The following is a 25,043-nucleotide window of genomic DNA, read 5'->3' as shown; positions in this document are numbered from 1 at the left end:
ATTTCTAAATGGTATAGTTTAATGTCCTTCCGAGAAAGGAGGTTGTTAGACCTATAATAACAATAGCTAAACAAGAATAAAGAAAGCTTTCTAGCTCGAGTACAGCAAATCCGGCTACAACGATAAGTCCGTCAATAATTATGATGACAATTGCTATATCTAAAGAAGTGGCCTTTGAAATAATTTTAGCAAGTAAGTCGGTTCCTCCGGTGCTTGTCTCATATTGCAGCATAAGCGCTACTCCTGTGCCGATTAATATTCCTCCAATTAAAGCCCCCATTAAGTGGGAAACTGAAAATTGTGTGCTTAGTGGAGAAAGCAAGTCAATAATTAATGAAGAAATTAAGAGTCCCTGAATGCTGCTAAAAAAATACCCTCTTTTATTTATGGAGGCGAAGATGCAAATTGGTAAACTTAATATCAACATAATCATTCCTGTTTGAAATTCGAAGTAATAGTGAAAAATTAGGGCTATTCCAATTATACCGCCGTCTATCAAATGGTTCGGTACTAAAAATCCATTAATTCCGATTCCTAATAATAAGCTGCCAATGAGAGTTGCGATTAATTTCTGAAAAATAACAATCACCTTGTTTGTCTTTTTCAATTATTATATGTCTCTCTCATTTAATTAAGAAGTATCTTTATCACAGTCGAGAAAGGGGTTAGTCTTCTATTTGTCCCCTCTAATTGAAATACCCGTTAGATACCAAATCGAACTTTCAGTAAATAGAATATTGCCGGGACAGTATATCTGCCCCAGCGTCCTTTATTGTTGTACTGCTAAATTAAGCATGTGATAAGCCCTATTGGAAACCGAATGTTTGACTTTTTAATTTGACTTAGAAACAAATGACCGAGCCGATAATGATCAATAGAATGAAAAGTACAATGATTAAAGCGAAACCGCCAATTCCGTAGCCATAACCGCCGTAGCCGTAGCCGCAACAACCTCCAAAACCACCATAACCGTACATAAATACACCGCCTTTCAAATGGGTTAGTTTACCTTATGCCAAGTGTACCTAGTCGGTCTAGGCTAGTGCGGAGATAATCAAGGCTAAAAATGTATTTGATAAATTTTATTATTAAAGAAAAAATTTTTCAAAATGAAACAGCTTAACCTTTGGAAACAAATCCAATCTTTGTTACAAACAACCTATTTTCTTACAATTCTTAACAAATGTTCATTGAAACTTTTCGTTTGTGTTATTCTTTTAAACCTCTGCATAGGATATATTGTGGGCATTAAAAAATTGTATACAGGAAATATGGTAGTTAATTATTTCCTGAAAATACAAGGAGGTGTTCAATGAATTTTAAATTCCCAAATATCAATTTTTATTATAGTAGTAGGGGTATTTTGATTCTGGAGGTTTCGGTGCAGTTTCTAATCTGATTAATAAGGAGCTGTTAAGAATGAGCGATATGACAGGTAAGGTACTTGGCTGGTTAGGCATCGTTGTAGGCGTAATTGGATTTTTCTTTGCCCCAATTTGGCTTGGTATTATTGCTGTGGTTTTAGGGTTAATAACCTTTGCAAGTCCTCAAAAGGTATTAGCATGGCTGGCAATTATTATTGGCGTAATTGTATTACTTATTCAAATTTTTAGTTAGGTAAAGTTTCAATATATGAGTATAGCAATCACTTAAAATGCTTCTTAAGGTTTAATAAAGCCACGCCCTAAGTTAGGGCGTGGCTTTTGAATGGACACCGGATTTCTTCTAGTAAAATCAATGACCGTTACCTGCATGGTCTACATGATTTACATGTTTGTAATTGAACCGGATGAACAAAACTGAAACGAGTACGAATCCGGCTCCGACAATAAATGGAACTTGTGGATTATACCATTCTGCCAATTTTCCTGCAAGATAGGGAGCAATTGCACCACCGATAAACCGAAGAAAGCTATATGCAGCAGATGCAGTTGAGCGTTCGACAGGGGCTGCATTCATGACAGCTGTTGTAATTAATGTGTTATTATTACCTAACATTGCACCGGCTAAAATAACAGCAGCAATCAGCACCCATTGCGTTGATGTCCAGATACCCATTACAAGTAAAAGGAGAGCAAATAAGAGTAACATAACAGACATCGATTTAATGGTTCCAAACCTTTGTTGAAGTTTGGGAGCCATAAAAACAGATGTGATGGCAAGCAGTATACCCCAACCGAGAAAGACAAAGCCCAATCCATGCTCATCTAATCCCATCACAAATGGAGCGTAAGCTAACAAGGTGAAGAATCCAAAATTGTACAGTGCAGCCGTAATCCCGAAAACTAGCAGGGAACGGTGCTTTAAAGCACGGAAGGGATCAAGTAAAGATGTTTTTGATTTTACAGTATTTTGATTAGCGGCTTTTGGCATTAATGTAATAAGACCAATAAAAGCAACTACCATTAAGGTAGCCACGCCAAGGAAAGGGCCTCTCCAAGAAATACCGCCTAACCAGCCGCCAAGCAATGGTCCGACTGAAATCCCCATGCCGATTGCTGCTTCATAAAGAATGATAGCTTGAGCAGTACCGCTTGTTGAGAGGGAAACGATTGCGGCTAACGACGTAGCAACGAACAAGGCGTTTCCAAGACCCCAGCCGCCGCGAAGGCCAACGAGTGCCCAAATATTGTTTGATAATCCGCCTAACGCTGAAAATAATGCAATGATAATAATACCGGTAAGCAATGTCCATTTGATGCCGAGCCTTGACGAAATCGCCCCCGTAATAAGCATGGCAACTGCCATAACAGCATTGTAGCTTGTGAAAAGCAGGGTTACTTGACTAGGTGTGGCTTTCAATTGTTTGGCTATAGCAGGCAATATAGGGTCAACAAGACCGAGTCCCATGAAGGCGATGATACAAGCAAAAAAGACAGCCCAGACAGACCTAGGTTGACTTAATAATCCTTTTTTTTCTTCTGACGAAGCTGTTTTTGATGACGGTGTTGCTACAGATTGTGGTGTCGATGACATTCTAATACCCCTTTGTTGTTTTGTAAAAATTTTTATAGTATCCCTTTAAATGAGTGCCTAATCACATCACCTCGGCTGATGATTCCAACCAATACACCATTACGTTCAACCGGAACTTTTTTAATTTGTTTTTTTCCTAAAATAGCAGCAATGTCCTCCATTTCTTCGTCCCATGAAACTTTATATACCTTTTTCTTGGCGATTTCGAGAACATTTAAATCCAGAAGTCTTTTTTCCCTTTCTTCAAATTCCTCATTATCACCTTTGATTACAAATGCAAAGTAAAATGAATCAACGATACGATCCTCATGCTTGCCGATAAAACGTAAAATATCCCCATCACTAACAAAACCGACAATTTCATTCCTGTCATTGACAACAGGCAGGCCGCTAATCCGATAATTGATAAATTTTTCAATAATAGACCGTACGGTGTCAGTTTCTTTAACTTTATGAACTTGGCTAATCATAACTTCATGTGCTTGCATAATTACCCTCCTGAGTTTCCTAAAGTTGTATTATAAAAGTATATAATTGTATTATACAACCATAATAGAATGTGTCAATAGTGATTTTAGTAATATTTACAGCAGCCATCACACCATTGTCTCTAAAGGAATCAAAGATTTTAAAAATGGATGCGTTGTGATACGATTAGACATAGAATGTACAAAAAAGTGGGGTAGAAAAAAATGGATGAAAATTCTCTAGAAACGATTGATCTTGAACTGGCAATTCTACTTCGCCGTATCACATCAATGTCAACTAAAAAATTTGGCAATCTTGATCGGTCTGCATATCTTTTACTACATCAAATTACCTCTCATGGGCCTGCAGGTGTTAAGGCTCTTGCAGATGAATTTCACTTAGACATTTCTACAGTAAGCAGACAAGTAGCCTCATTGGAGCAAAAAGGATATGTTTATAGAATTCCCGATCCTTTGGACGGAAGGGCATATTCGCTGCAAATAACAGAATTGGGGACAAAAGAATTTAATGATTACCAACAAATACGATTTGAAAAAATAGAGGATATTTTGAAAAACTGGACCGCTGAAGAACGGGAACTATTCGGACAACTACTGAGGAAATATAACCGTTCCTCCCAGGAAAGATGAAAAAAATTTGAAAGTTAAGCCAGTCCACAGACTGGCTTTTCATTTGTTACGTATATGTGTTCTTATCTGGATGTTTGTTTTTTCTCACTTAATGACCGATAAATTTGGGTATTCATACTACCTTGGACAATATTTTGTAAAAAGAGATCCCCGATCAATTTCAAGTAATCCTCATCATCAAACATTTTTTTATTCTGTAATTCCATTTCTGCTAATCCTTCATATGTTGAAAGAAGTGCATATCTGTGGTCTTCTCCGGATATAGGTGTGAGTATTTCAATCTGATGGTCATAATTTTCGTTTCTAAATTTCTTAATTTCTCTTAAATTTTCAATACCTTCTTTAAATTTATCTTGTCGTACCTCAAAGGTTTGATAAACAATAACTGACATCCGTTCCACCTCCATAAAAAATAAAAACATTCCCGGTTTATCCTTTTTATTATTTCCCAAAAATAAGAAATCTTTTATCATCTATTTGAAAATCTTTGCATCCCTATTGGTTTCATGGTAAACAATACAATTAGATCTTATGTATCAGCGCCAGTGAACTTCAACGGGTTGTAAATAAAATTCAGAGCAAGATTGGATGGTGAAGGAAAAATGAATACGTATTTATTGTTGATGACCTTGATTGCCATCGTGATAGTTGTTTTGGGTGTATCTTGGTTAAAGTGGCATGCATTTATCAGCTTACTTGTAGCTAGTTTATTTTTAGCTATCGTGTCAGGATTATCATTAGAAAAAATCGTAGTTGCATATGAAACAGGGGTTGGAGGTGTTTTAGGGCATTTAATTGGGATTTTGGCCTTGGGTACGATTTTAGGTAAAATGATGGCCGACTCAGGAGCGGGGATGCAGATTGCAGAATTCTTTATGAGGTCCTTTGGTGTTAAAAATTTACCTTGGGCAATGTTACTATCCGGATTTATCGTCGGTATTCCCGTATTCTTTGAAGTTGGAATTTTAATTTTATTACCACTGGTGATTTCCGTTCACAAATCATCAAAACAAAATATTTTATTAATTGCACTACCCCTTATTGCCGGTTTGTCCATCGTTCATGGTCTTGTACCCCCACACCCGGGGGCATTAGCTGCAATCAGCATTTACAAGGCCAACCTTGGAAAAGTTCTATTATATTCACTTATTATTGCCATACCTGCATCGATTATCGCGGGTCCTTTGTTTGCCATGTGGGTTCATAAAAGAGTCATTCCTAAAGGTGAACCGGAATTAATCCGAATAACTACAAAGGCAAAATCATTGCCGGGGACAGGTGTTTCATTTTTTGTTATATTACTCCCTGTATTACTCATGATTTTATCTGCTGTTGCACCATATCTTTCGCTTTCAAAGGGTTTATTGAAATTACTTATATTAATTGGAAGTCCTTTGATTGCACTACTTATCTCCGTTTTCGTTGCCTATTACCTTCTTGGTTTCCGAAAAGGGATGGATAGAGGCGCTATTAAAAAATTAACTGAAGAATGTTTGCTTCCGGTAGGTTCTATTGCATTAATCATAGGTGCCGGCGGTGGATTCAAGCAAATCTTAATTGAAAGTGGAGTTGGGAATACCATTGCGCAAATGGCCCAGAATTTATCGCTTTCTCCTCTTGTTTTGGCTTTTTTAATCGCAGGTCTAATCCGAATTGCAACAGGCTCAGCAACAGTTGCTTTAACAACTGCAGCCGGTATTGTGTCACCGGTTATTCAACACATGTCAGGAGTCAATTTGGAATTGCTTGTCATCGCTACGGGTGCCGGATCCTTGATGTTTTCCCATGTTAACGATGCCGGTTTCTGGATGGTAAAGGAATATTTAGGGCTTTCCGTTCCTGAAACATTTAAAACCTGGACGGTATTAGAAACGCTTCTCTCCTTCATCGCTTTTGGTGGCGCATTATTACTAAATACGCTCTTTTCATAATTAACGACAAAATCGAATAAACAAAACAAAAAAGGATTCATCTTTCAAGGTGAATTCTTTTTATGTGTATAAATTTGTAAAAATTTATTAATTTTTTAGAGGAATATGAAATAAGAAATGGAATAGAATAGGAGAATGATAATGATTCCTTAGGTATGAGTGGCATGAATCTTTAGTTTTAAGGACAATATTTAGAAAATTACATAGAAAAGTTGGGGAAAATTGCTATGCGAACCGGATTAATTTCAATTTTATTAGTAGGTAGTTTAATAGGCTTAGTTGGGTGTGCAGCAAAAACAACGAAGGAAGTACCTTTCGAGAAGAAAGTAACAACTCACCAAATTGACAAGAAAGCACAAGAAGAGGCCAAGAAGGCGGCAGAACAAAAGAAAGCAGAAGAACAAAAGCCGATTGTGGTAAATGTGGTTGATCCGAACACAAAGACCGTTATAAAAACCTTTACCCCGAAGGATATGGGATATGGAACCAATGATGCAAAATATAAAGAAGAGATTGAGAAATGGGCAAAGGATCTTGCAAGAGGTACACAATCCACTCCGGGATATGACAAAAGAATGAATCCTGATAGGATCGCTGCCAATGGACAGGTCGTAAAGGGAACTCCCAGAATTATATTAGACGAGACCCAGTTATCTCAAAAAGTAATCCTGGCTTCTGCAAAAGGTGGAGATGTGGTGTTACCTTTACAAGCTACACCAAGTGGATATAAGCCTGAGGACGTTCCACATTTAGCGGAAGTGGTTGTCGCTACCTATTCGACTCACTTTAATAGTGGAGTGGTCGGGAGATCAAAAAATATTGAGCTATCTGCTCAAGCCATTAATAATATCATAATCGGAGCCGGGGATATATTCTCCTTTAATACTACAGTCGGGCCGAGTGACGCAGCTCATGGATATCAATCTGCACCGGAAGCGGTGGAAGGAAAGCTGGTCCCCGGGATTGGCGGAGGTATTTGTCAAACGTCTTCAACATTATATAATGCGATTGATCAATTAGGAGTTGCATATGTAGAGAAGCATCATCATTCCATCCATGTAGGATATGTTCCAACAGGAAGAGATGCAACAGTATCATATGGAGGGGTTGACTTTAGATTTCAAAATACAACGGGTGTTCCTTTACTCCTTAAAGCAATAGTAGTAAAAGGGACAATCACAATAGAAGTAAGAACATCGGCGGCATATCAAAGTCTTATTAAAAAAAGGCATTAATACCGGAATTATTTCATATCATTAGTTGGGGCACCCTTATGCTTTAGTTAATTAAAGCCAGGGGTGTCCCTTGTCTATAAAATGACTAATGATGATAAGAAAAACTCCCCTGTTTATTAAACAGAGGAGCGTGTTTACCATTCATATTCGCCAGCTTTATGTTTATCCGTTTTAGCAAAGTAAGCAGGATGATAACTGCGAACAAAATTATTAGTGTTAAGATTTATGAATCCTGAACCATATGTGGGATCTTCTGATTGCCAGACACCGTTTAGTTTAATTTCATTCCACGCATGATTTTCCCCATAATCCACTTTGGCTTCTATCCCTACGGCACGGTGAAGGGCAGCACTTAAATCTGCATAACCCGAACATAATACGACACGAGTTTGATAGGTTTGTAGTGCAGAATACAAAGGTGGATTTGTACTATTTACCAAAGGCGCATTGTAGGCAATGTTTTTTGCAACCCATTCAAAAATGGCCCGGGATTTCTCTACATCTGAATGCTTCCCATTCGTTATTTTTTGAGCAAGGACCTTAAGGTTCGGGTTATCGCTTTGGACCATAAAACTTGGAAGTAAATAAGGATCTCCATCTGTTAAGTGATATTGTGCATAGCCTAATACCGTATTTGGGTCATTGGCTTTCCCGTTGTAATATTCATCAAGGTTGAGAATTACGTCACCCACTGTATAATGGAGGGGATACATATAATGAATGCTGTCATTTGTAAAAGGAACCTTTATGGTTATATTCTTATTGGCTCTTGGTTCTTGAATATATAAAATTACACCGTTGGCATTATTGTATTTTCCATAGGGTGTTGGCTTTCCCGTTACCACTAATTTCCCATTTTCCACAGTGACCCGATAGGTTTGGATGTCTGTTGGGGCATATTTTTCCTTGGATTGAGTTGGTATGCTAGCTGCGTTCGTAGTTTGATTTGACTTGATTTGTGCATTTGGTTGAGACGAAGGAACCTGTTGTGCCGGAGAAGCTACTTGCCCCGTTCCTTGGTCCCCATTTAAATTTAGATAACTTTTTAGTTGTTCTATAGAAGGAAGCATGTTTTGCTTGGAAAGGTAAGAAAATCCAACAAAAAATAAAAAGAGAAAGACGAGCTTCTTCAAGTCAAGTCACCCCTACTTTCTTAGTTTACTAATACTATAAACGGTTAAAACGGGAAGCACAACAAAAACCCCTTCAGATTGGATGTTTTGTAGCTGGCTGAAGAGGTTGTATAAAAATATATGATTAAATTTTTGAGCGAAGATAACTGTCTAACCCCACAAGCAAAAACCTCGATTCGTGTTTCCTTTATCTCGTTTCTTCCCAATCAGTATAGGAGCCGCTGCCTTGACAGCCTGGACATTCAAACGAATTAAAATAGGCAAATTCATTGTAGGGATAAACCGTGTAACCACGTCCTTGGCAATCTGGGCATTTGCCTTGATCTTTCATATTGGAGACATGATTTTGATATTTTGACTCTCTCCATTGATTATAAGTGTTGAGTAATCCCATTTCAATCACCTCATCTTTTCTTCTTAGTATGGAGAAAAAATGGAATTTTTATGCTGGTATCTTTCTTTTTAAAAAAGGGAATTTATAAGTAAATCCAGTCCCATTCATTCACTATATTACTTTTTTAAGATAATGTTTTTCGTTAAGAGCTAAAACCATCTTTTTACTATTTTATGTAAATAATCTATAGTTTGTGAAAAGAATTTTGGGCTTTTTTTCAAAACGATATTATTATAACAATAAAAAATCCGGCACAAATTTGTTATGCCGGAGGTTGAATAGCGTTTATAAAACCTACAAAAGAAATGCTAGATTCCAAAGGGTAGAAAGACTTATTCTAATAACCTATTACTTTAAATCAATATTTAACTTTTTCATTCGATATTGTAAACTTTGGCGGCTTAAACCAAGTAATTTCGCAGTTCGGGAAATATTAGAATCGTTCTTTTTCAAGACATGCTCGATATAGGATTTTTCAAATATCTCCAATTGATCCTTAAGCGGAACAGCGACCTCAACACTCTCATTAATGAACGATTCAACAGTCGAAATAGGAATCATCCGCTCCTTTAATTGCATTTTATTTCGGTATTGGAAGGGCAGATGTGTGTACAAAATCACATCTTCATCTAACATATTGTTCATTGCGGCTTCAATAATGTGTTCAAGCTCACGAACATTCCCATGCCAATCATATTCAAGAAAGGATTGTTTGACCTCATCACTCAATCCCTTTACCTGCATATGGAACCGTTCATTATACTTTTTAATAAAATCCCGGACTAAAAGCGGAATATCCTGTTTACGCTCCCTTAATGGAGGAATAAAAACAGTGACAACCCCAAGGCGGTAATAAAGATCTTTGCGCAAGTGATTATTAGCAATCGCATCAATGGGATCTTCATTCATATTGGCAATGACCCTAACATCTATAGGTGTATCCTTCGTATCACCAATCCGTCTGATTGTTTTTTCTTGAAGAACCCGGAGTAGCTTGGCTTGTAGATTTAAATTTAAAGAGTTTATCTCATCCAGTAATAAGGTCCCGCCTTCCGCCTGTTCAAATAACCCCGGGTGATCAACTGCCCCGGTAAAAGCTCCGCGTTTTGTCCCGAAAAGTAAACTCTCAATCAAATTATCCGGCAGGGCGGCACAGTTCTGTGAAATAAACGGACCGGAAAGACGAGTACTGGCGTTATGAATGCTTTGAGCAAAAAGCTCTTTCCCGGTGCCTGTTTCCCCGACGATTAATACATAAGAGGAGGTTCTTGTTGCACGTTTGGCCGCCTCAATCACTTCCTTTATAGCAGGACTGTTTCCGGTAATGTTGTCAAATGTAAATCTTGTTGTCCCCTTTTGGGTAATATTGCCTTTCATCAGACGTTCAAGTTTCGTAACATCTTTGGCAATTTCCACGGCACCATGAATTTTGTTTTCTTCAAAAATAGGAAAGGTATTATTTATCGTCGTAATTTCCCGACCTTTATTATTAAAGTAAGTTTGTTTAACATTTTTGGTTTCTTTACCATCCTGTAACGCTTTTACTAACGTACTAGTTTGATCGTCTTTAAACATAAATACTTCCAGGAGGTTTTTATAAAGTACATCCTGAATATCCATGGATTCCATTTGCATCATTTTTTTATTGTAAATAATCGTTTTCCCTGTTACGTCAACGGCATGGACTCCAATATCCACCTCGTCTAAAATCCGTTCATATATTCGGTTTATATATTGTAAATAGTGAACTTCTTTGGTTTGTTCCATAAGTCTTCCTTCTTCCTTGCTCAAAATGGATTCCCTATTATTTAAACATTAAAATTAACATACCGCAAAATATTTTTGCGTTAAATGAAAAAAATAAAAATTTTGCGCAAAATTTTTATGCTTTGAAACCGTTAACATCATGAAAAACCGCAAAATATTCATACATTTAAGGTTGGCACGGTAATTGCATAGTAAATAGTGTATACAAATTTAGGAGGTAACCAAATTGCTAACCTATACACATGAACCATTTACTAATTTTGCAGATGAAAAAAACAAAAAAGCTTTTCAAGATTCATTAGCATTCGTTCAATCACAGCTTGGAAAAGATTACCCGGTAGTGATTGGCGGAGAAGAGATTTCAACGGATAAAAAAATCGTTTCGATTAACCCTGCCAATAAAGAGGAAGTAATTGGAACCGTTTCAATGGCAAGTCAAGAATTAGCCGAAAAAGCAATGCAGGCGGCACTAGCTACGTTTGAAACATGGAAAAATTGGAAACCGGAACACCGGGCAAACATTTTATTCCGTGCTGCTGCTATCCTGCGCCGTCGTAAACATGAATTTTCCAGCTACCTCGTAAAAGAGGCCGGAAAGCCTTGGAAAGAGGCTGATGCAGATACAGCGGAAGCAATCGACTTTATCGAGTATTATGGCCGACAAATGATGAAAATCAAAGATGGTATGCCAGTCCAAAGCAGAGTTGGGGAATTCAATCAATTCCACTATATCCCACTTGGGGTAGGGATCATTATTTCGCCATTTAACTTCCCATTAGCGATTATGGCCGGAACGACAGTTGCAGCAATCGTTTCAGGTAATACTGTCCTTCTAAAACCTGCAAACTCAACACCAATTATTGCAGCGAAGTTTGTTGAGCTTATGCATGAAGCCGGTCTTCCAAATGGTGTATTAAACTTTGTTCCGGGCAGCGGTGCAGAAATCGGTGACTATTTAGTAGATCATCCGAAAACTCGGTTTGTATCCTTTACAGGCTCACGTGAAGTCGGCTGTAGAATCTATGAACGCGCAGCAAAAGTTCAGCCTGGCCAAATTTGGTTAAAACGCGTAATCGCTGAAATGGGCGGAAAGGATACAATGGTTGTGGATAAGGATGCTGATTTAGATTTAGCTGCATCATCTATCGTGTATTCAGCCTTTGGATTCTCGGGCCAAAAGTGTTCAGCAGGTTCCCGTGCAGTTGTCCATCAGGATGTTTATGAGGAAGTTCTTGAAAAAGCAGCAGAATTAACGAAAACACTTACACTTGGTAACCCTGAAGAAGTAGATACGTACATGGGTCCGGTGATTGATGAAAAATCTTTCAAAAAAATCATGAATTATATTGAGATCGGCAAACAAGAAGGCCGACTTGTCACAGGCGGAGAAGGTGACGAATCGAAGGGATACTTTATCCAACCAACGATTTTCGCTGATTTAGATGAAAAATCCCGCTTGATGCAGGAAGAGATTTTTGGACCGGTTGTTGCATTCTGTAAAGCACGTGATTTTGACCATATGATGGAAATCGCGAATAACACTGATTATGGTTTGACTGGAGCGCTGATCTCCAATAGCCGTGAGCATATTGAGCGTGCCCGCCAAGAATTCCATGTAGGAAATCTTTATTTTAACCGAACATGTACGGGTGCAATCGTGGGTTACCAGCCATTTGGCGGCTTTAATATGTCCGGTACTGATTCAAAAGCAGGGGGCCCTGATTATTTATTACTGCATATGCAGGCTAAAACAACATCAGAAATGCTCTAATTTCCAAAAAAACATGTATTCATTAAAGGAGGAAACAACCTATGAATGGAACAACAACAAAATCAACCACTATTATTGAGCAAACACATAAATTTGGTGCAAATAACTACCATCCACTGCCAATCGTTATTGCAAAGGCAGAAGGAGTTTGGGTAGAAAGTCCGGAAGGTAATCGTTTTATGGATATGCTTAGTGCCTATTCAGCTGTTAACCAAGGGCACCGTCATCCAAAAATTATTCAGGCACTAAAAGATCAAGCCGATAAAGTAACATTAACATCGCGTGCTTTTCATAGTGATCAACTAGGTCCTTGGTATGAGAAAGTTAGTAAGTTAACAAATAAAAACATGGTGCTTCCAATGAATACGGGTGCAGAAGCCGTTGAAACAGCACTTAAAGCGGCTCGTCGCTGGGGCTATGATGTAAAAGGAATTGAAGAAAATCAAGCCGAAATTATCGCATGCATAGGTAACTTCCATGGCCGTACAATGGGTGCTGTTTCCTTATCTTCTGATCCGGAATATAAACGTGGCTTTGGACCGATGTTACCGGGAATTAAATTAATACCTTACGGTGACCTTGAAGCGTTAAAAGCAGCTATTACTCCGAATACGGCAGCGTTTTTAATCGAACCTATACAAGGTGAAGCAGGAATTATTATTCCACCGGAAGGATTCTTAAAGGCAGCTTCTGATTTGTGTAAAGAAAACAATGTCTTATTTATAGCTGATGAAATTCAAGCCGGCTTAGCACGTACAGGTAAAATGTTTGCTTGTGACTGGGAAGAAGTAACACCTGATATGCTTATTTTGGGTAAAGCACTTGGCGGAGGAGTATTCCCAATTTCATGTGTTGTCGCCAACTCTGATGTTTTAGGAGTATTTAATCCGGGATCCCACGGTTCAACTTTCGGAGGAAATCCACTTGCTTGTGCCGTATCTCTTGCGGCTTTAGAAGTAATCGAGGAAGAAAAACTAGCGGAGCGCTCTTTTGAGTTAGGTAAGTATTTCATCGATCAATTAAAAACAATTGATAATCCAATGATTAAAGAAGTAAGAGGCAGGGGCTTGTTTATCGGGGTTGAATTGACGGAAGCAGCAAGACCTTATTGCGAACAACTAAAAGAAGAAGGCTTATTATGTAAAGAAACTCATGATACCGTTATTCGATTTGCACCGCCGCTCATTATTTCAAAAGAAGAAATCGATTGGGCCTTTGAAAAAATTCAAAAAGTTTTATCTTAAGAATTTATTAAATACAAATAATCTACTAATTTGACGAGGTGTCTGTCATGTCCGTTAAAAATGTGCTTGATAATTTGACAAAAGAACAGCAAGAAGAGAATGAGTCATTAAATCTGTTTTATTCCACTCAAACGGTCATCCAAAGGGCGTTATCTAAATTAGGATATACAAACGAAATGTATGAACTTTTAAAGGACCCGATCAGGCTGCTAACTGTTCGTATCCCTGTAAGAATGGACGATGGTACTGTACAAGTTTTTACCGGCTACCGTTCCCAGCACAATGATGCGGTTGGTCCAACAAAAGGCGGAGTCCGTTTTCATCCTGAAGTAAATGAAGAAGAAGTAAAAGCACTTTCTATTTGGATGAGTTTAAAGTGCGGAATTACCAATCTTCCGTATGGCGGAGGAAAGGGTGGCATCATCTGTGACCCTAAAAAAATGTCCTTTAGAGAACTGGAACGTTTAAGCCGCGGTTATGTTCGTGCTATCAGTCAAATTGTCGGCCCATCAAAGGATATTCCGGCACCTGATGTCTATACTAATTCGCAAATAATGGCCTGGATGATGGATGAGTACAGCCGTTTACGTGAATTCGATTCACCGGGATTTATTACAGGGAAACCACTTGTTCTTGGAGGCTCTCAGGGACGTGAAACAGCAACTGCACGAGGAGTTACAATTTGTATAGAAGAAGCTGTAAAGAAAAAAGGAATTGATTTACAAGGTGCTCGAGTTGTCATACAGGGCTTTGGAAATGCCGGCAGCTACTTAGCTAAATTTATGCATGATGCTGGAGCAAGGGTTGTCGCAGTTTCTGATGTTTACGGCGGTGTTTATGATCCAAACGGACTGGATATTGACCACTTATTAGATAGAAGAGATAGTTTCGGAACATTTTCGAAAACTTATAAAAATACGATTACGAATGAAGAACTTCTTGAATTGGAATGTGACATTCTTGTTCCCGCAGCTATTTCTAACCAAATTACTGCTGGAAATGCGGCTAATATTAAGGCTGCGATTGTCGTCGAAGCTGCCAATGGACCAACAACACTTGAAGCAACTAGCATTTTAACAGAGCGGGGAGTTCTTCTTGTTCCTGATATTCTTGCCAGTGCCGGTGGTGTAACGGTTTCTTATTTTGAGTGGGTGCAAAATAATCAAGGGTATTATTGGTCTGAAGAAGAAGTTGAGGAAAAATTAGCGAAGGTTATGGTTCAATCATTTGAAAACATTTATCAAACTGCTGCGGCACACCATGTGGATATGCGCTTAGCAGCTTATATGGTTGGAATCAGGAAAGTCGCGGAAGCTTCTCGTTTCCGCGGTTGGGTATAAAGCGCACTAAGGATGGTAGTATGGAATAAAAGGAAAGTTTCAATCCCATTTAGAGTCAACCGTTTTATGACTGTTTGGAATCATATTAAGGAGTGGAGAACTTGTTTGTAAAGGAAGAAACGATTTACAGTCCTTGGTCCGGCACCGTAGAAGTAGTTTTAACGAGGGAAAACAACCATGTATATGAATGGGAGAAATTGTTTTTAATTAAAACAAATAGCGGTAGGATTGAAGAGATTTCGATCGGCATAAGCGGATATATTACGTCTTTACGTGTAGAAACAGGTCAAAAAGTAAATTCCGAGACCATATTAGCTACCATCCAGGATGATTTATTGATAACTGGAAGCGATTAAAAAAATATTTCTAAAAGGGTCTGACCCTCTTGATTTAAACTTTAAGTTTCTCTCGAGGGCAGGCCCTTTTCTAATAGGATAGCTTTAAATTTTGCACATCTTGTGCAAAAAAATCAGCATTGTGCAAATTTTTTTTGCAGTTGTTATTCACTAAATGTTCACAAATAGCACTTTTCGTGTTGGCATGATAATTGCATATTAAATAAGTGAAAATAGTGATAATTCTGGAGGAGGATCTTTCGGCATTATTTGGCATAGGCTATTGACTTTCTTTTTGCTGTAGGTCAGTATAAACTATGCCCTTTAGAAAAAGAATTATCATAATAATGTTATTTTCAACTTTTTGGAAGCGTATTCAATTTAAAGGGGTATGGAGGGGAAAGTAAATGCAGTTACCAGGAAATAACAATGAATTACAACGAACGATGAAGGCCAGGCATTTATTTATGATTTCGCTAGGAGGGGTAATTGGATCGGGCCTATTTTTAGGTTCCGGATATACCATTCACCAGGCGGGACCGGCCGGTGCAATTCTTTCCTATATTGTCGGCGGCTTTATCATGTTTTTAACAATGCTTTGCCTTGGGGAATTGTCAGTAGCCATGCCGATATCCGGCTCATTTCAAACGTATACAACCAAATTTATTGGTCCCGGAACGGGATTTGCACTAGGCTGGCTTTATTGGTTAGGTTGGGCCGTAACGGTTGCCTTGGAGCTCTTGTCTGCAGGTCAGTCCATGCAAAGATGGTTTCCGCATTCACCGGTTTGGATGTGGTGTCTGATTTTCGCAGTTGTTTTGTTTTCGCTCAATGCCCTATCTGCAAGAGCGTTTGGGGAGACTGAATTTTGGTTTTCCAGTATTAAAATTTTTGCAATCTTAGCATTCATTTTACTTGGTGGAGCCGCTATGTTTGGAATGATTCACATGAAGGGCGGACAATCAGCACCGTTTTTCTCGAATTTTACGGCACACGGCCTTTTTCCAAACGGCATTACAGCGTTGCTAATGACAATGATTACCGTAAATTTCTCATTCCAAGGGACAGAATTAATCGGGATTGCTGCAGGTGAAAGTGAAGATCCTGAAAAGACGATTCCAAAATCAATTCGACAAACGGTATGGCGTACGCTTTTCTTCTTTGTTTTAGCAATCTTTGTTTTATCCGGTTTAATTCCTATGTCGAAAGCAGGAGTAATTGAAAGTCCGTTTGTTGTCGTATTTGATAGCATCGGAATTCCTTACGCAGCTGATATTATGAACTTTGTAGTTCTTACCGCATTACTTTCCGTTGCAAATTCAGGGCTTTATGCTGCAACGCGGATGTTATACGCAATGTCAAAAGAGAAAATGGCCAGTCCGATGTTAACAAAAGTAACAAAAAGAGGTGTTCCGTTTAATGCCCTTGTGTTAACAATCGGAATTGCCTTGTTATCACTATTATCAAGTGTTGTAGCAGCTAAAACTGTTTTTGTATGGCTGATTTCAGTTGCAGGATTAGGTGCTCAAGTTGGCTGGATTTCGATAACAGCATCACAGATTGCTTTCCGTAGAAAATTCATCCGTGAGGGCGGAAAAGTAAGCGAACTTAAATTTAAAACACCACTTTTTCCATTCCTGCCAATCCTAGGCTTAGTATTAAACTGCATTGTTCTCATTAGTTTAGCCTTTGATCCGGATCAGAGAATTGCAATTTATTGCGGAGTTCCATTTGTTGCTGCCTGCTACCTTATTTATCACTTCAGAATCAAAAAGAATCGTGTGCAGGATGGAATGAACGAACAAGAACTTCAATTACAATCAGATAAGAAAATGATCATCTAATAAAAAACGCTTGGTTTTACCAGGCGTTTTTTCTGCATTTATTGAAACTTTAAAGGAAACCATAATAGTGAGAAATCCAGGAGGTGTCTTAAATGGGAAAATGGAACGAGCAGGCTGCAGCTAACAATAATTTACCTTCGAACACAATCGGTTCATCCGAGATGTTAGTAGGAAAGAACGCTAGCCATGAATTTTCAGAAGAGCTTGCAGATGGAGGAGAAAGAGATCGTATAATTCAGCGGCAAACGAACAATTCGAAAAATAAATAAGTGTTATTTCTAGGTGACGAAAAAAATTCGTCACTATTTTTTTACTAATTGTTTACAATGAAATTCAAATGTTATAGAATTTCTATATACCTAATAAAACTAGGTAGGTGATAAAATGTTTAATCGTGAATTGGTAAAAGGCAGTACGTCGCTAATCTTGCTTCAATTATTAAACGAGAGAGATATGTACGGCTATGAGTTGGTAAAAGAGTTAGAGAAACGCAGTGACAATGGCTTAAGTGTCAAAGAAGGGACATTGTACCCGGCACTCCACAAGCTTGAAAAGCAGGAGTACATTGAATGTTATTGGCAGGAGCAGGAAAAGGGCCCGGCACGGAAGTATTATCGGATTACCCAAGCAGGGAAAGAAGTGTTAGAGGAAAAAGTGAGTGAGTGGCAGGATTTTGTTCAAGTGATGAACAAAGTAATAGGGAGATCGAAGCATGGAACGGCCAAAGAATAGGTTTCTAAAAGAATTGTCCCAAGGTCTTGGAAGCCATCAAGATAAAGAGAATATATTAGCCGAATATGAGACGCATATCGATGAAATCCTGATCGAATCCTTTGATTGTCATCATGAGGATGAGCTAATGGAACGCATCGTTTCCAGGCTTGGCACTCCTAATGAAATCGCTTTGATGTGGAGGGATGAATTATCGGTAACGCCGAGTAACATGAAGTGGATGTTTATCCTCATGAATATCCTATTTTTTAGCGGCGGCAGCTTGTTAACCTTGGCACATAATTTGTATCAATGGGATTGGCTATCGGCCATTTGGAGTCACTTAACTGCTATTCCAACCTTAATTGCCATTTTATATTTGTTCTTCTGGGCTTTGCTTGGATATGAAATTGGCAAAGGCTTTGGACATAGCGGCAGAAGACTTTTAAAAAATACATTTCTACTTTCGCTTATACCCAATATCCTGTTAATGGTCCTAACTGTTTTTCGGATTATTCCGCACGCTTGGTTTGACCCGTTATTAACAAACCAGTTTATTATCGCTTGTATCATTTTTACCATCATTCTTTATCCCGTAAGTTGGCTTGGATATCGGTGGGGGAAAAAAGCTTCGATATAAGCACTTTTTTTTGTTTTTTTACCTAGTATAACTATGTATATAGAAAATCTGTGCAAAAGAGGGATGAATATGGAAACGAAAATTGGTAAATCAGATTGGATCTTTTTTTTCTTATGTCTACTATTAGGAATAGTAGCAGAAAAAGCCTTTTTCTTCGGCGGTTATATCGGTATTTCCTATTTTTTATTTATTGCAGCATTTTATTCGGTGTTTTTTTGGCGATATCGTCACTATTCTTTTTCTCATCAAAGAATAGGATACCTAGTTTTAATTTGCATTTGGCTACTTTCAGGCAGCTATTATATCAATAATAGCCAGCTATTTTACATCCTTAATTTACTAGTGATTCCAAGCTTGGTCATTTTCCACCTTGTTTTGATAACAAGTCCAAAAAGTTGGCAGTGGAATCGCCCGGTCTTTGCAGCATATATGCTCTCAAGGCTTTTGGAGTCGATGAAATATAATGCAGTCTTCGCCTCTTTTTTAGGAAAAGGGATAAGGCAGGGGGTTGAACAAAGCAAGTACTTAGTATGGAAAAAGGTTCTCATTGGGATTTTGATTTCCGTTCCAGTCCTTGCAGTTGTTCTCAATTTGCTCATGTCCGCAGACAGTCAATTTGACCGATTAATTGGCGGGGTTCCCCAATGGTTCCACTTGATTGATACTGCGAGTGTTTTCAGAATGGTTATCATTTTAATCTATACTTTTGCTTTTTTCGGATTGATGCAGACACTTATGAAAAAACAATTAAAGGCCGTTCAAGCGGAGTTAAAGTTAATCATCCCGCAAATTGATTCGATTATTGCCGTAACTGTTCTTGTCATTATCAATGCAGTATATATTCTATTTACAATCGTACAATTTAAATATTTCTTTAGCGGCACATTGCAAGGAGATTTTACCTATGCTCAGTATGCAAGAAAAGGATTTTTTGAGCTTTTGTTTGTTACATTAATCAATCTATCGATGACAGTTTTTGTCTTAACTCTAGTTGACTCCGTAACAGGTGTTTTAAAACGATTCAAGCAAATCATGTTGACTATCCTTGTTCTTTCAAGCTGCGTGATGTTGAGTTCCGCATTTTTGCGCATGGGAATGTATGAGGAAGCCTACGGGTTTACATTCCTACGTGTGCTTGTGCATTCGTTTATGATCTTTCTAGTTATTATCTTTACCTATACATTGGTGAAAATCTGGGTTGAAAAGCTGTCATTATTCCACTTTTATTTTATTGCTTCCTTAATTTATTACACGGCAATTACCGTAATAGATTTAGATAAAATTGTAGTAAAGGAAAATTTGGCCCGATACGAAACAAGCGGTAAAATTGACTTACATTACCTTGATGAGTTGTCTTACACAGGCGTTCTAGGGCTGATAGACCTCTATGAAAAAAATCCGCATGTAATGGATTTGAAGGCCATTTTAATTGAACGAAAAAATGAAACGATGAAAATACACCAACCGTGGCAGTCATCCAATTTGAAAAAAACTCAGGCTTATGAAAAATTAAAGCAAATTAATTTTTAATTTGTTGAAATTAAGGGGTACTCAAAATGAGTAGCCCTTTTTGGTTGGAAATAAGCAATAGTCCATTTGACGAAAGCAGGCCTCTTTTTTATACTTGAAAAAGTTGATTTTAAGAAAACAGGTGAAAATAATGGATTTTCAAATACAATACTTATCCTTTTTTCTAATCCAAGTGGAGGGAAAAGGGGAACAGGCTGATAAACACTACAAGCATTTTCAAACGATGGATGAACAGGAATATGAAAATAGTTCTTTGAAAGATTTCCTCGATGGTGAATTTGCCAAGATCGTTAAAAGAAAGGTAGAACGACATCCGAAGGCAGAAGAAGTTCCGACTAAGATTGGCTACTTTGTCGTAGAGGAAGGACATGATGTAACATCGAATCCAAATTATAATCTGTTTTATCGCACTCGTTTTGCAGAGTCTAAGGAAGACTTCCAAGTAGAATCAGAAAAATTTGTAAATACTTATTTGAACACAAGTGCGGTTCGTGGAGGGGTATTTTTGGTTGCTTCAGCAAAACTTGCACGCTATTTTGATGATCCTTTTGTTTTTATTTTAAAATGTGATTTCGAGCCGAAGGTTGCTTCCATTTCAGATGAATCAACACTTATTCGTCACGTGGAGATGGCGATCACAACGAAAAATATGAAATCAATTCAATATCCTTATATGCCCGAGGAAGGAATTTTAGAGGAAAATGAATTGAAAATAAATCAATCCTCTCATGCCCGATATTTTGAAGATTTCCTTAAATATGTTGAATATTCCCAATCAATGCCCGAAATTGTTAAGACGCAGGTATTAGAGATGGTCAGAGGGCATGTGGAAGAAGCATTCGAACCGGAGAGTGAAGAGCGGCAGCAATTTGAAGGTGCGATGGAAATTTGGGCTGCAAGCGAAAAGCGGGAGTTACAAGAACATTTTGAAACTGAACAAGTCATCGAAGCAGCTGCGCAAATTATCGAGCACAGCCCTGAGCTGGAATTGAAAATGAAGTTAGACCATGTTTCTGTAAAAGGGTTGCTTGTTGATTTTGGTGATACCATTCATTTAGCGAAGGTGAATGGGAAATATTTACTGATGGTAGAGGCAGACTCAGTCGTTTTTGAAAAAGGATTTTCTCCAATTGAGTTTTTACGACCGGATGATGTTGAAAATGTGATTGAAAAAATTCGCAGGAAACATGGATAACGAGTTGAGGCTAAACTAAGTGAAAACCGGGCTGAAGCTAACGGGTTAACTTGTGAGGTGCAAAACTGTATATCGAAGGTAGATTCTCACTACTAATCACAAACTTTAAATTAAAACGCAGTATAAAACACAAACAGAATGGCTCGAAGTCTTCTCCGGGCCATTTTTTCCTTTTTGGATAGCTTGTTCATTTTAAGAAGTGCCTTAATCTTTACTTTAGAACGCTTTAGTAAATTAAAGAGAGCAAGATCACAGTGATCCCGCTCGCTAAAATTAGTCCAATTCCCAAAAACACCTACTTAATCCCCACTAAAAATATCAAAAATTCCTTTTGCAATACTGCCTTCATCCTTGGCTCCTCCGCGAGATGGTGCGGCGGCAAATACCCGGCTTGCAAGTCTGCTAAATGGCAGTGATTGAATCCAAACAGTACCCGGTCCTCTTAGTGTGGCAAAGAATAAGCCTTCACCGCCAAAGAGCGCTGTTTTAACCCCTTTTACAAATTCAATATCATAGCTGACATTACTGGTCATGGCTACCAAACAGCCGGTATCCACTCGTAGTGTTTGCCCTGGAAGAAGTTCTTTTTTTGTAATCGTGCCACCTGCATGAACAAAAGTAAGACCGTCACCTTCAAGTTTTTGCATGATAAAGCCTTCACCGCCAAAGAATCCTGCACCGATTTTTCTTTGGAATTCAATCCCGACGGAAACCCCTTTTGCTGCAGCAAGAAAAGCATCCTTTTGACAGATTATTTTTCCGCCTAATTCACTTAAATCCAATGGAATGATTTTCCCAGGGTAAGGTGCTGCAAATGAAACCCGTCTTTTGCCTGCCCCAAGATTTGTAAAGGTGGTCATGAATAAGCTTTCTCCAGTAAGCATGCGCTTTCCGGCACTAAACAATTTGCCCATTAGACCGCCGCCGCCGCCAGATCCGTCGCCGAAGATGGTTTCCATATGTATGTCATCTTCCATCATCATAAAACCGCCGGCTTCTGCAACAACCGTTTCCTGAGGATCAAGCTCTACCTCAACGAACTGCATATCATCGCCATAAATTTTATAATCGATATCGTGGTTATTCATTTCAGACCCTCCACTTTTTTGAAATCAAAGCCTCAAACTTCATTTTAAAAGATTACTTTGAAAAGCGCTATTATAAACTGGAGAAGTTTTCAAAAAATAAAAAAGACGCCTGTATTCACAGACGTCTTTGCGTATTGAGGCGAGAAACCACACTCCACATAGTGTGTTCCGATAAGGAATGCTTCTCGGCTTACACAACTCAGCTCATCGCTTAATAATTATATCACTTTATATTAAATGAAACAAGTGTATTTTTTTTGAAAAAAAGTCTTGATTATTACATGCTATTATTTTATATTCAAATAATCAGATATACAAAAATATAAAGTGAGAAGGGTTCATATGTTTATTGACCAGAGATTTCATCATTATTCCTTAAAAAACGTACCAAAGGATCTGCTTTCAGGATTAATTGTTGGTGTCATCGCGATTCCGCTTGGGATGGCATTCGCAATTGCTTCAGGAGTTAAACCGGAGTATGGGATTTACACAACCATTGTTGCAGGAATTCTCATCTCTCTATGTGGCGGGTCAAAATATCAAATTGGGGGTCCAACAGGGGCATTTATCCCAATTTTGTTTGGAATCGTGATGACATATGGCTATGAAAACCTCCTCATAGCAGGATTTTTAGCAGGTGTTATCCTTTTGCTAATGGGAGTTTTTAAACTGGGCTCATTGATTAAGTATATTCCACGACCTGTAACAATTGGATTTACCACGGGAATTGCAATCACGATTTTCGCAGGTCAAATGGCTAGTTTCTTAGGATTGGATGGTTTAAAAAAGCATGAGGAGTTCATATTAAACCTTAAAGAAATCTTCGTACATCTTGGTTCAGTAAATATTTTTAGCCTATTCACAGCGGTAATTTGTTTAGTAACGGTAATCCTGACTCCTAAAGTGGCACCGAGAGTACCCGGTCCATTAATTGGTTTAGTCGTATCAACACTCATTGCCACATTATTTTATCCAACTCATGTGGCGACAATCGGAAGCAGCTATGGGCAGATTCCGAGCTCATTACCTCAGCTTCATATACCAAGTGTGAATTTTGATGTGATTGTTAAGTTGTTGAGACCGGCATTTGTCATTGCTATGCTTGGTGGAATTGAATCACTTCTTTCCGCAGTGGTGGCAGATGGGATGACGAATAGCCGTCATAATAGTAACAAAGAACTAATCGGGCAGGGGATTGCCAATATGATTACCCCATTGTTTGGAGGGATTCCGGCAACAGGTGCTATTGCCCGGACAGCGACGAATATAAAAAATGGTGCCGTTTCTCCTTTTTCAGGGATTATTCATGGTATTGTCGTTCTGCTCGTTTTACTGTTTTTTGCTCCATATGCATCGTATATACCGCTCGCAAGTATGGCACCAATCTTGATGGTGGTTGCGTGGAATATGAGTGAAAGAAAAGTATTTTCCCATATATTAAAAACAAAATCGACGGATTCTCTTGTCCTTTTAGTTACGTTTTTATTAACGGTTTTTGTGAATTTAACAACAGCTGTTGAAGTCGGTTTAGTAATGTCGGCCATTCTATTTACCAAACGGATGAGTGATGTCATGGTTACGGCGAAGGCACTACCAAATAGAGGACATATACATGAAAAAGTGGAAACGCAGATGGTAACGGATACGCATGACTGTCCGCAAATAAGTATTTATAATGTGGAAGGTCCACTATTTTTCGGAGCCGCACAAACCTTTGAGAAAACCATTATGAATATTATTAACTATCGGCCTAAGATTCTGTTATTGCGTATGAGTAAGGTTCCTTTAATGGACACGACAGGAGAAGCTAATTTAGCCAGTATTGTACGCCATTTTTCGAAAAATGGTATAGTGATTATATCGGGTCTTAATATACAACCAGAGAATGTTTTGAAGAAAACAGGCTTGTATCAAATTATCGGCGATGAACATTTTTTTGAACACACAGGTGAAGCCATTCAATATGCCCTTACCCAGCTTGATAAAAATAAGTGCTTGGGGTGCAAGCATTTTGCCTTTAGAGAATGTCAAAAGCTTTCGGTTTCGGAGACGGTGGACAACAAACCAAAGCTTTCGCCTAGTTTTTAGTAGTAAAGGAGAGACCAAATTGAATCTTGAAATGCAGCAATTTAAAGCGGAATTTTTCAAAGCTCTTGCACATCCTTTGAGAATCCGCATTCTAGAACTATTAGCAGAAGGGGATAAAAATGTAAATGAAATTCAAACCCTCGTTGGTAGTGAAGGGTCTGCCGTTTCACAGCAGCTAACGGTGTTACGTGCCAAGAATATAGTTTCCGGTACAAAGGATGGGAATAAGGTCGTTTACACATTAAAGGATCCAATGATTATTGAACTATTAGCAGTTGCCCGGCAAATCTTTAATAATCATCTCGTTGATACGATAACAATATTGGATAAGTTTAAAGATGAAGAAGATGAAATAATAACACTGTCGAAGAATTAATATCTTCGACTTTTTTTATTTTAATAGAAATTTTTTTCTACAAATTAATACAAATCCCGATGAATGTATGATTTTTTTCTTGCTGATTTTTAAAGAAGTCTTTAATCTCCGCTCAAGGTGCTAGAGTTGTAGAACGAAGTAGAACCAGTATGAACTTGCATAATTAATAGAGAAAAGGCTGGATTCATATGGTCTTTCTTTATCCTCTAATTAAAAAATAGAAGAAAGGAGATAGAATCGTTGATGAGCTTACACCCATCATTAGTCAGGTAGGATCCCCAATATAGTTATGTCATTATACTTACTTTATCGGATAGAAACAAAGCT

General features: G+C 38.2%; 25 protein-coding genes. 16 read left to right on the top strand and 9 right to left on the bottom strand.

The window, feature by feature from the left end; all coding sequences use genetic code 11:
- Window positions 1–4: 4 nt before the first annotated feature.
- Complete coding sequence (locus AC3ANV_RS18955) at window positions 5–607, bottom strand: YitT family protein (protein ID WP_488310237.1); 603 nt, start codon at window positions 605–607, stop codon at window positions 5–7.
- Between the two features lie 235 nt (window positions 608–842).
- Window positions 843–977, bottom strand: coding sequence for a YjcZ family sporulation protein (locus AC3ANV_RS18950; protein ID WP_488310236.1), 135 nt, complete (start codon window positions 975–977; stop codon window positions 843–845).
- A gap of 442 nt (window positions 978–1,419) precedes the next feature.
- On the opposite strand from AC3ANV_RS18950, the gene AC3ANV_RS18945 reads away from it, so the two are divergent.
- A complete protein-coding gene (locus AC3ANV_RS18945) occupies window positions 1,420–1,617 on the top strand; it encodes a hypothetical protein (RefSeq protein WP_488310235.1) in 198 nt (65 codons plus the stop codon).
- 117 nt (window positions 1,618–1,734) lie between these two features.
- Here the strand turns inward: AC3ANV_RS18945 and AC3ANV_RS18940 are convergent, their stop codons facing one another.
- Both AC3ANV_RS18940 and AC3ANV_RS18935 read right to left on the bottom strand, forming a co-directional pair.
- Window positions 1,735–2,976: an MFS transporter gene (locus tag AC3ANV_RS18940; protein WP_488310234.1), complete on the bottom strand. Its 1,242-nt coding sequence runs from the start codon at window positions 2,974–2,976 to the stop codon at window positions 1,735–1,737.
- A gap of 32 nt (window positions 2,977–3,008) precedes the next feature.
- A complete protein-coding gene (locus AC3ANV_RS18935) occupies window positions 3,009–3,464 on the bottom strand; it encodes a CBS domain-containing protein (RefSeq protein WP_488310233.1) in 456 nt (151 codons plus the stop codon).
- A gap of 204 nt (window positions 3,465–3,668) precedes the next feature.
- Between AC3ANV_RS18935 and AC3ANV_RS18930 the strand changes: the two genes are divergently transcribed.
- Complete coding sequence (locus tag AC3ANV_RS18930) at window positions 3,669–4,094, top strand: MarR family winged helix-turn-helix transcriptional regulator (RefSeq protein ID WP_488310232.1); 426 nt, start codon at window positions 3,669–3,671, stop codon at window positions 4,092–4,094.
- A gap of 62 nt (window positions 4,095–4,156) precedes the next feature.
- Here AC3ANV_RS18930 and AC3ANV_RS18925 read toward each other — a convergent pair whose 3' ends face one another.
- Window positions 4,157–4,486: a hypothetical protein gene (locus tag AC3ANV_RS18925; RefSeq protein WP_488310231.1), complete on the bottom strand. Its 330-nt coding sequence runs from the start codon at window positions 4,484–4,486 to the stop codon at window positions 4,157–4,159.
- A 210-nt stretch (window positions 4,487–4,696) separates the two neighbouring features.
- On the opposite strand from AC3ANV_RS18925, the gene AC3ANV_RS18920 reads away from it, so the two are divergent.
- Both AC3ANV_RS18920 and AC3ANV_RS18915 read left to right on the top strand, forming a co-directional pair.
- Window positions 4,697–6,025: a GntP family permease gene (locus tag AC3ANV_RS18920; RefSeq protein ID WP_488310230.1), complete on the top strand. Its 1,329-nt coding sequence runs from the start codon at window positions 4,697–4,699 to the stop codon at window positions 6,023–6,025.
- A gap of 227 nt (window positions 6,026–6,252) precedes the next feature.
- Window positions 6,253–7,260, top strand: a complete 1,008-nt coding sequence (locus AC3ANV_RS18915; RefSeq protein ID WP_488310229.1) for a VanW family protein — start codon at window positions 6,253–6,255, stop codon at window positions 7,258–7,260.
- 134 nt (window positions 7,261–7,394) lie between these two features.
- Here AC3ANV_RS18915 and AC3ANV_RS18910 read toward each other — a convergent pair whose 3' ends face one another.
- From AC3ANV_RS18910 to AC3ANV_RS18900, 3 genes are all read right to left on the bottom strand, one after another.
- Entirely contained in the window at window positions 7,395–8,393 is a 999-nt protein-coding gene (locus AC3ANV_RS18910; RefSeq protein WP_488310228.1) for a transglutaminase domain-containing protein, read from the bottom strand.
- A gap of 187 nt (window positions 8,394–8,580) precedes the next feature.
- Complete coding sequence (locus AC3ANV_RS18905) at window positions 8,581–8,787, bottom strand: methionine aminopeptidase (RefSeq protein ID WP_488310227.1); 207 nt, start codon at window positions 8,785–8,787, stop codon at window positions 8,581–8,583.
- A 348-nt stretch (window positions 8,788–9,135) separates the two neighbouring features.
- Window positions 9,136–10,554 carry a sigma-54 interaction domain-containing protein gene (locus AC3ANV_RS18900; RefSeq protein ID WP_488310226.1) on the bottom strand — a complete coding sequence of 473 codons (1,419 nt, stop codon included), beginning with the start codon at window positions 10,552–10,554 and terminating at the stop codon, window positions 9,136–9,138.
- Between the two features lie 226 nt (window positions 10,555–10,780).
- On the opposite strand from AC3ANV_RS18900, the gene pruA reads away from it, so the two are divergent.
- From pruA to AC3ANV_RS18850, 10 genes are all read left to right on the top strand, one after another.
- Entirely contained in the window at window positions 10,781–12,325 is a 1,545-nt protein-coding gene (gene pruA, locus AC3ANV_RS18895) for an L-glutamate gamma-semialdehyde dehydrogenase (protein ID WP_488310225.1), read from the top strand.
- A 41-nt stretch (window positions 12,326–12,366) separates the two neighbouring features.
- Entirely contained in the window at window positions 12,367–13,569 is a 1,203-nt protein-coding gene (locus AC3ANV_RS18890; protein ID WP_488310224.1) for an ornithine--oxo-acid transaminase, read from the top strand.
- A 47-nt stretch (window positions 13,570–13,616) separates the two neighbouring features.
- Window positions 13,617–14,909 carry a Glu/Leu/Phe/Val family dehydrogenase gene (locus tag AC3ANV_RS18885; protein ID WP_488310223.1) on the top strand — a complete coding sequence of 431 codons (1,293 nt, stop codon included), beginning with the start codon at window positions 13,617–13,619 and terminating at the stop codon, window positions 14,907–14,909.
- 101 nt (window positions 14,910–15,010) lie between these two features.
- On the top strand, window positions 15,011–15,265 hold the full coding sequence (locus AC3ANV_RS18880) for a biotin/lipoyl attachment domain-containing protein (RefSeq protein ID WP_488310222.1): 255 nt from the start codon (window positions 15,011–15,013) through the stop codon (window positions 15,263–15,265).
- A 386-nt stretch (window positions 15,266–15,651) separates the two neighbouring features.
- On the top strand, window positions 15,652–17,088 hold the full coding sequence (locus tag AC3ANV_RS18875; protein ID WP_488310221.1) for an amino acid permease: 1,437 nt from the start codon (window positions 15,652–15,654) through the stop codon (window positions 17,086–17,088).
- 92 nt (window positions 17,089–17,180) lie between these two features.
- A complete protein-coding gene (locus AC3ANV_RS18870; RefSeq protein WP_488310220.1) occupies window positions 17,181–17,357 on the top strand; it encodes a hypothetical protein in 177 nt (58 codons plus the stop codon).
- A 115-nt stretch (window positions 17,358–17,472) separates the two neighbouring features.
- Window positions 17,473–17,820 (top strand): PadR family transcriptional regulator, encoded by a 348-nt coding sequence (locus AC3ANV_RS18865; RefSeq protein ID WP_488310219.1) that lies wholly within the window; start codon window positions 17,473–17,475, stop codon window positions 17,818–17,820.
- On the top strand, window positions 17,801–18,439 hold the full coding sequence (locus tag AC3ANV_RS18860; RefSeq protein WP_488310218.1) for an HAAS signaling domain-containing protein: 639 nt from the start codon (window positions 17,801–17,803) through the stop codon (window positions 18,437–18,439). The genes AC3ANV_RS18865 and AC3ANV_RS18860 overlap by 20 nt, the downstream gene beginning before the upstream one ends.
- Before the next feature lie 69 nt (window positions 18,440–18,508).
- Window positions 18,509–19,969, top strand: a complete 1,461-nt coding sequence (locus AC3ANV_RS18855) for a DUF4153 domain-containing protein (RefSeq protein WP_488310217.1) — start codon at window positions 18,509–18,511, stop codon at window positions 19,967–19,969.
- 130 nt (window positions 19,970–20,099) lie between these two features.
- A complete protein-coding gene (locus AC3ANV_RS18850; RefSeq protein ID WP_488310216.1) occupies window positions 20,100–21,164 on the top strand; it encodes a DUF3900 domain-containing protein in 1,065 nt (354 codons plus the stop codon).
- Between the two features lie 299 nt (window positions 21,165–21,463).
- On the opposite strand, the gene AC3ANV_RS18845 is transcribed toward AC3ANV_RS18850, so the two are convergent.
- Complete coding sequence (locus tag AC3ANV_RS18845) at window positions 21,464–22,252, bottom strand: TIGR00266 family protein (protein ID WP_488310215.1); 789 nt, start codon at window positions 22,250–22,252, stop codon at window positions 21,464–21,466.
- Between the two features lie 342 nt (window positions 22,253–22,594).
- On the opposite strand from AC3ANV_RS18845, the gene AC3ANV_RS18840 reads away from it, so the two are divergent.
- Both AC3ANV_RS18840 and AC3ANV_RS18835 read left to right on the top strand, forming a co-directional pair.
- Entirely contained in the window at window positions 22,595–24,340 is a 1,746-nt protein-coding gene (locus AC3ANV_RS18840; RefSeq protein ID WP_488310214.1) for a SulP family inorganic anion transporter, read from the top strand.
- A gap of 19 nt (window positions 24,341–24,359) precedes the next feature.
- Window positions 24,360–24,716 (top strand): ArsR/SmtB family transcription factor, encoded by a 357-nt coding sequence (locus tag AC3ANV_RS18835; protein ID WP_488310213.1) that lies wholly within the window; start codon window positions 24,360–24,362, stop codon window positions 24,714–24,716.
- Window positions 24,717–25,043: the final 327 nt, after the last annotated feature.

It is taken from the genome of Neobacillus sp. DFD-2R, assembly GCF_057747865.1.
This window is presented reverse-complemented; position numbering and strand designations above follow the sequence as displayed.

Coding starts and splice junctions, on each gene's coding strand:
- AC3ANV_RS18900 (WP_488310226.1), bottom strand. CDS start 10,554: ATGGAACAAACCAAAGAAGTTCACTATTTACAATATATAAACCGAATA.
- AC3ANV_RS18935 (WP_488310233.1), bottom strand. CDS start 3,464: ATGCAAGCACATGAAGTTATGATTAGCCAAGTTCATAAAGTTAAAGAA.
- AC3ANV_RS18945 (WP_488310235.1), top strand. CDS start 1,420: ATGAGCGATATGACAGGTAAGGTACTTGGCTGGTTAGGCATCGTTGTA.
- AC3ANV_RS18905 (WP_488310227.1), bottom strand. CDS start 8,787: ATGGGATTACTCAACACTTATAATCAATGGAGAGAGTCAAAATATCAA.
- AC3ANV_RS18860 (WP_488310218.1), top strand. CDS start 17,801: ATGGAACGGCCAAAGAATAGGTTTCTAAAAGAATTGTCCCAAGGTCTT.
- AC3ANV_RS18885 (WP_488310223.1), top strand. CDS start 13,617: ATGTCCGTTAAAAATGTGCTTGATAATTTGACAAAAGAACAGCAAGAA.
- AC3ANV_RS18940 (WP_488310234.1), bottom strand. CDS start 2,976: ATGTCATCGACACCACAATCTGTAGCAACACCGTCATCAAAAACAGCT.
- AC3ANV_RS18855 (WP_488310217.1), top strand. CDS start 18,509: ATGGAAACGAAAATTGGTAAATCAGATTGGATCTTTTTTTTCTTATGT.
- AC3ANV_RS18840 (WP_488310214.1), top strand. CDS start 22,595: ATGTTTATTGACCAGAGATTTCATCATTATTCCTTAAAAAACGTACCA.
- AC3ANV_RS18950 (WP_488310236.1), bottom strand. CDS start 977: ATGTACGGTTATGGTGGTTTTGGAGGTTGTTGCGGCTACGGCTACGGC.
- AC3ANV_RS18930 (WP_488310232.1), top strand. CDS start 3,669: ATGGATGAAAATTCTCTAGAAACGATTGATCTTGAACTGGCAATTCTA.
- AC3ANV_RS18875 (WP_488310221.1), top strand. CDS start 15,652: ATGCAGTTACCAGGAAATAACAATGAATTACAACGAACGATGAAGGCC.
- AC3ANV_RS18890 (WP_488310224.1), top strand. CDS start 12,367: ATGAATGGAACAACAACAAAATCAACCACTATTATTGAGCAAACACAT.
- AC3ANV_RS18915 (WP_488310229.1), top strand. CDS start 6,253: ATGCGAACCGGATTAATTTCAATTTTATTAGTAGGTAGTTTAATAGGC.
- AC3ANV_RS18850 (WP_488310216.1), top strand. CDS start 20,100: ATGGATTTTCAAATACAATACTTATCCTTTTTTCTAATCCAAGTGGAG.
- AC3ANV_RS18845 (WP_488310215.1), bottom strand. CDS start 22,252: ATGAATAACCACGATATCGATTATAAAATTTATGGCGATGATATGCAG.
- AC3ANV_RS18925 (WP_488310231.1), bottom strand. CDS start 4,486: ATGTCAGTTATTGTTTATCAAACCTTTGAGGTACGACAAGATAAATTT.
- AC3ANV_RS18920 (WP_488310230.1), top strand. CDS start 4,697: ATGAATACGTATTTATTGTTGATGACCTTGATTGCCATCGTGATAGTT.
- AC3ANV_RS18870 (WP_488310220.1), top strand. CDS start 17,181: ATGGGAAAATGGAACGAGCAGGCTGCAGCTAACAATAATTTACCTTCG.
- AC3ANV_RS18865 (WP_488310219.1), top strand. CDS start 17,473: ATGTTTAATCGTGAATTGGTAAAAGGCAGTACGTCGCTAATCTTGCTT.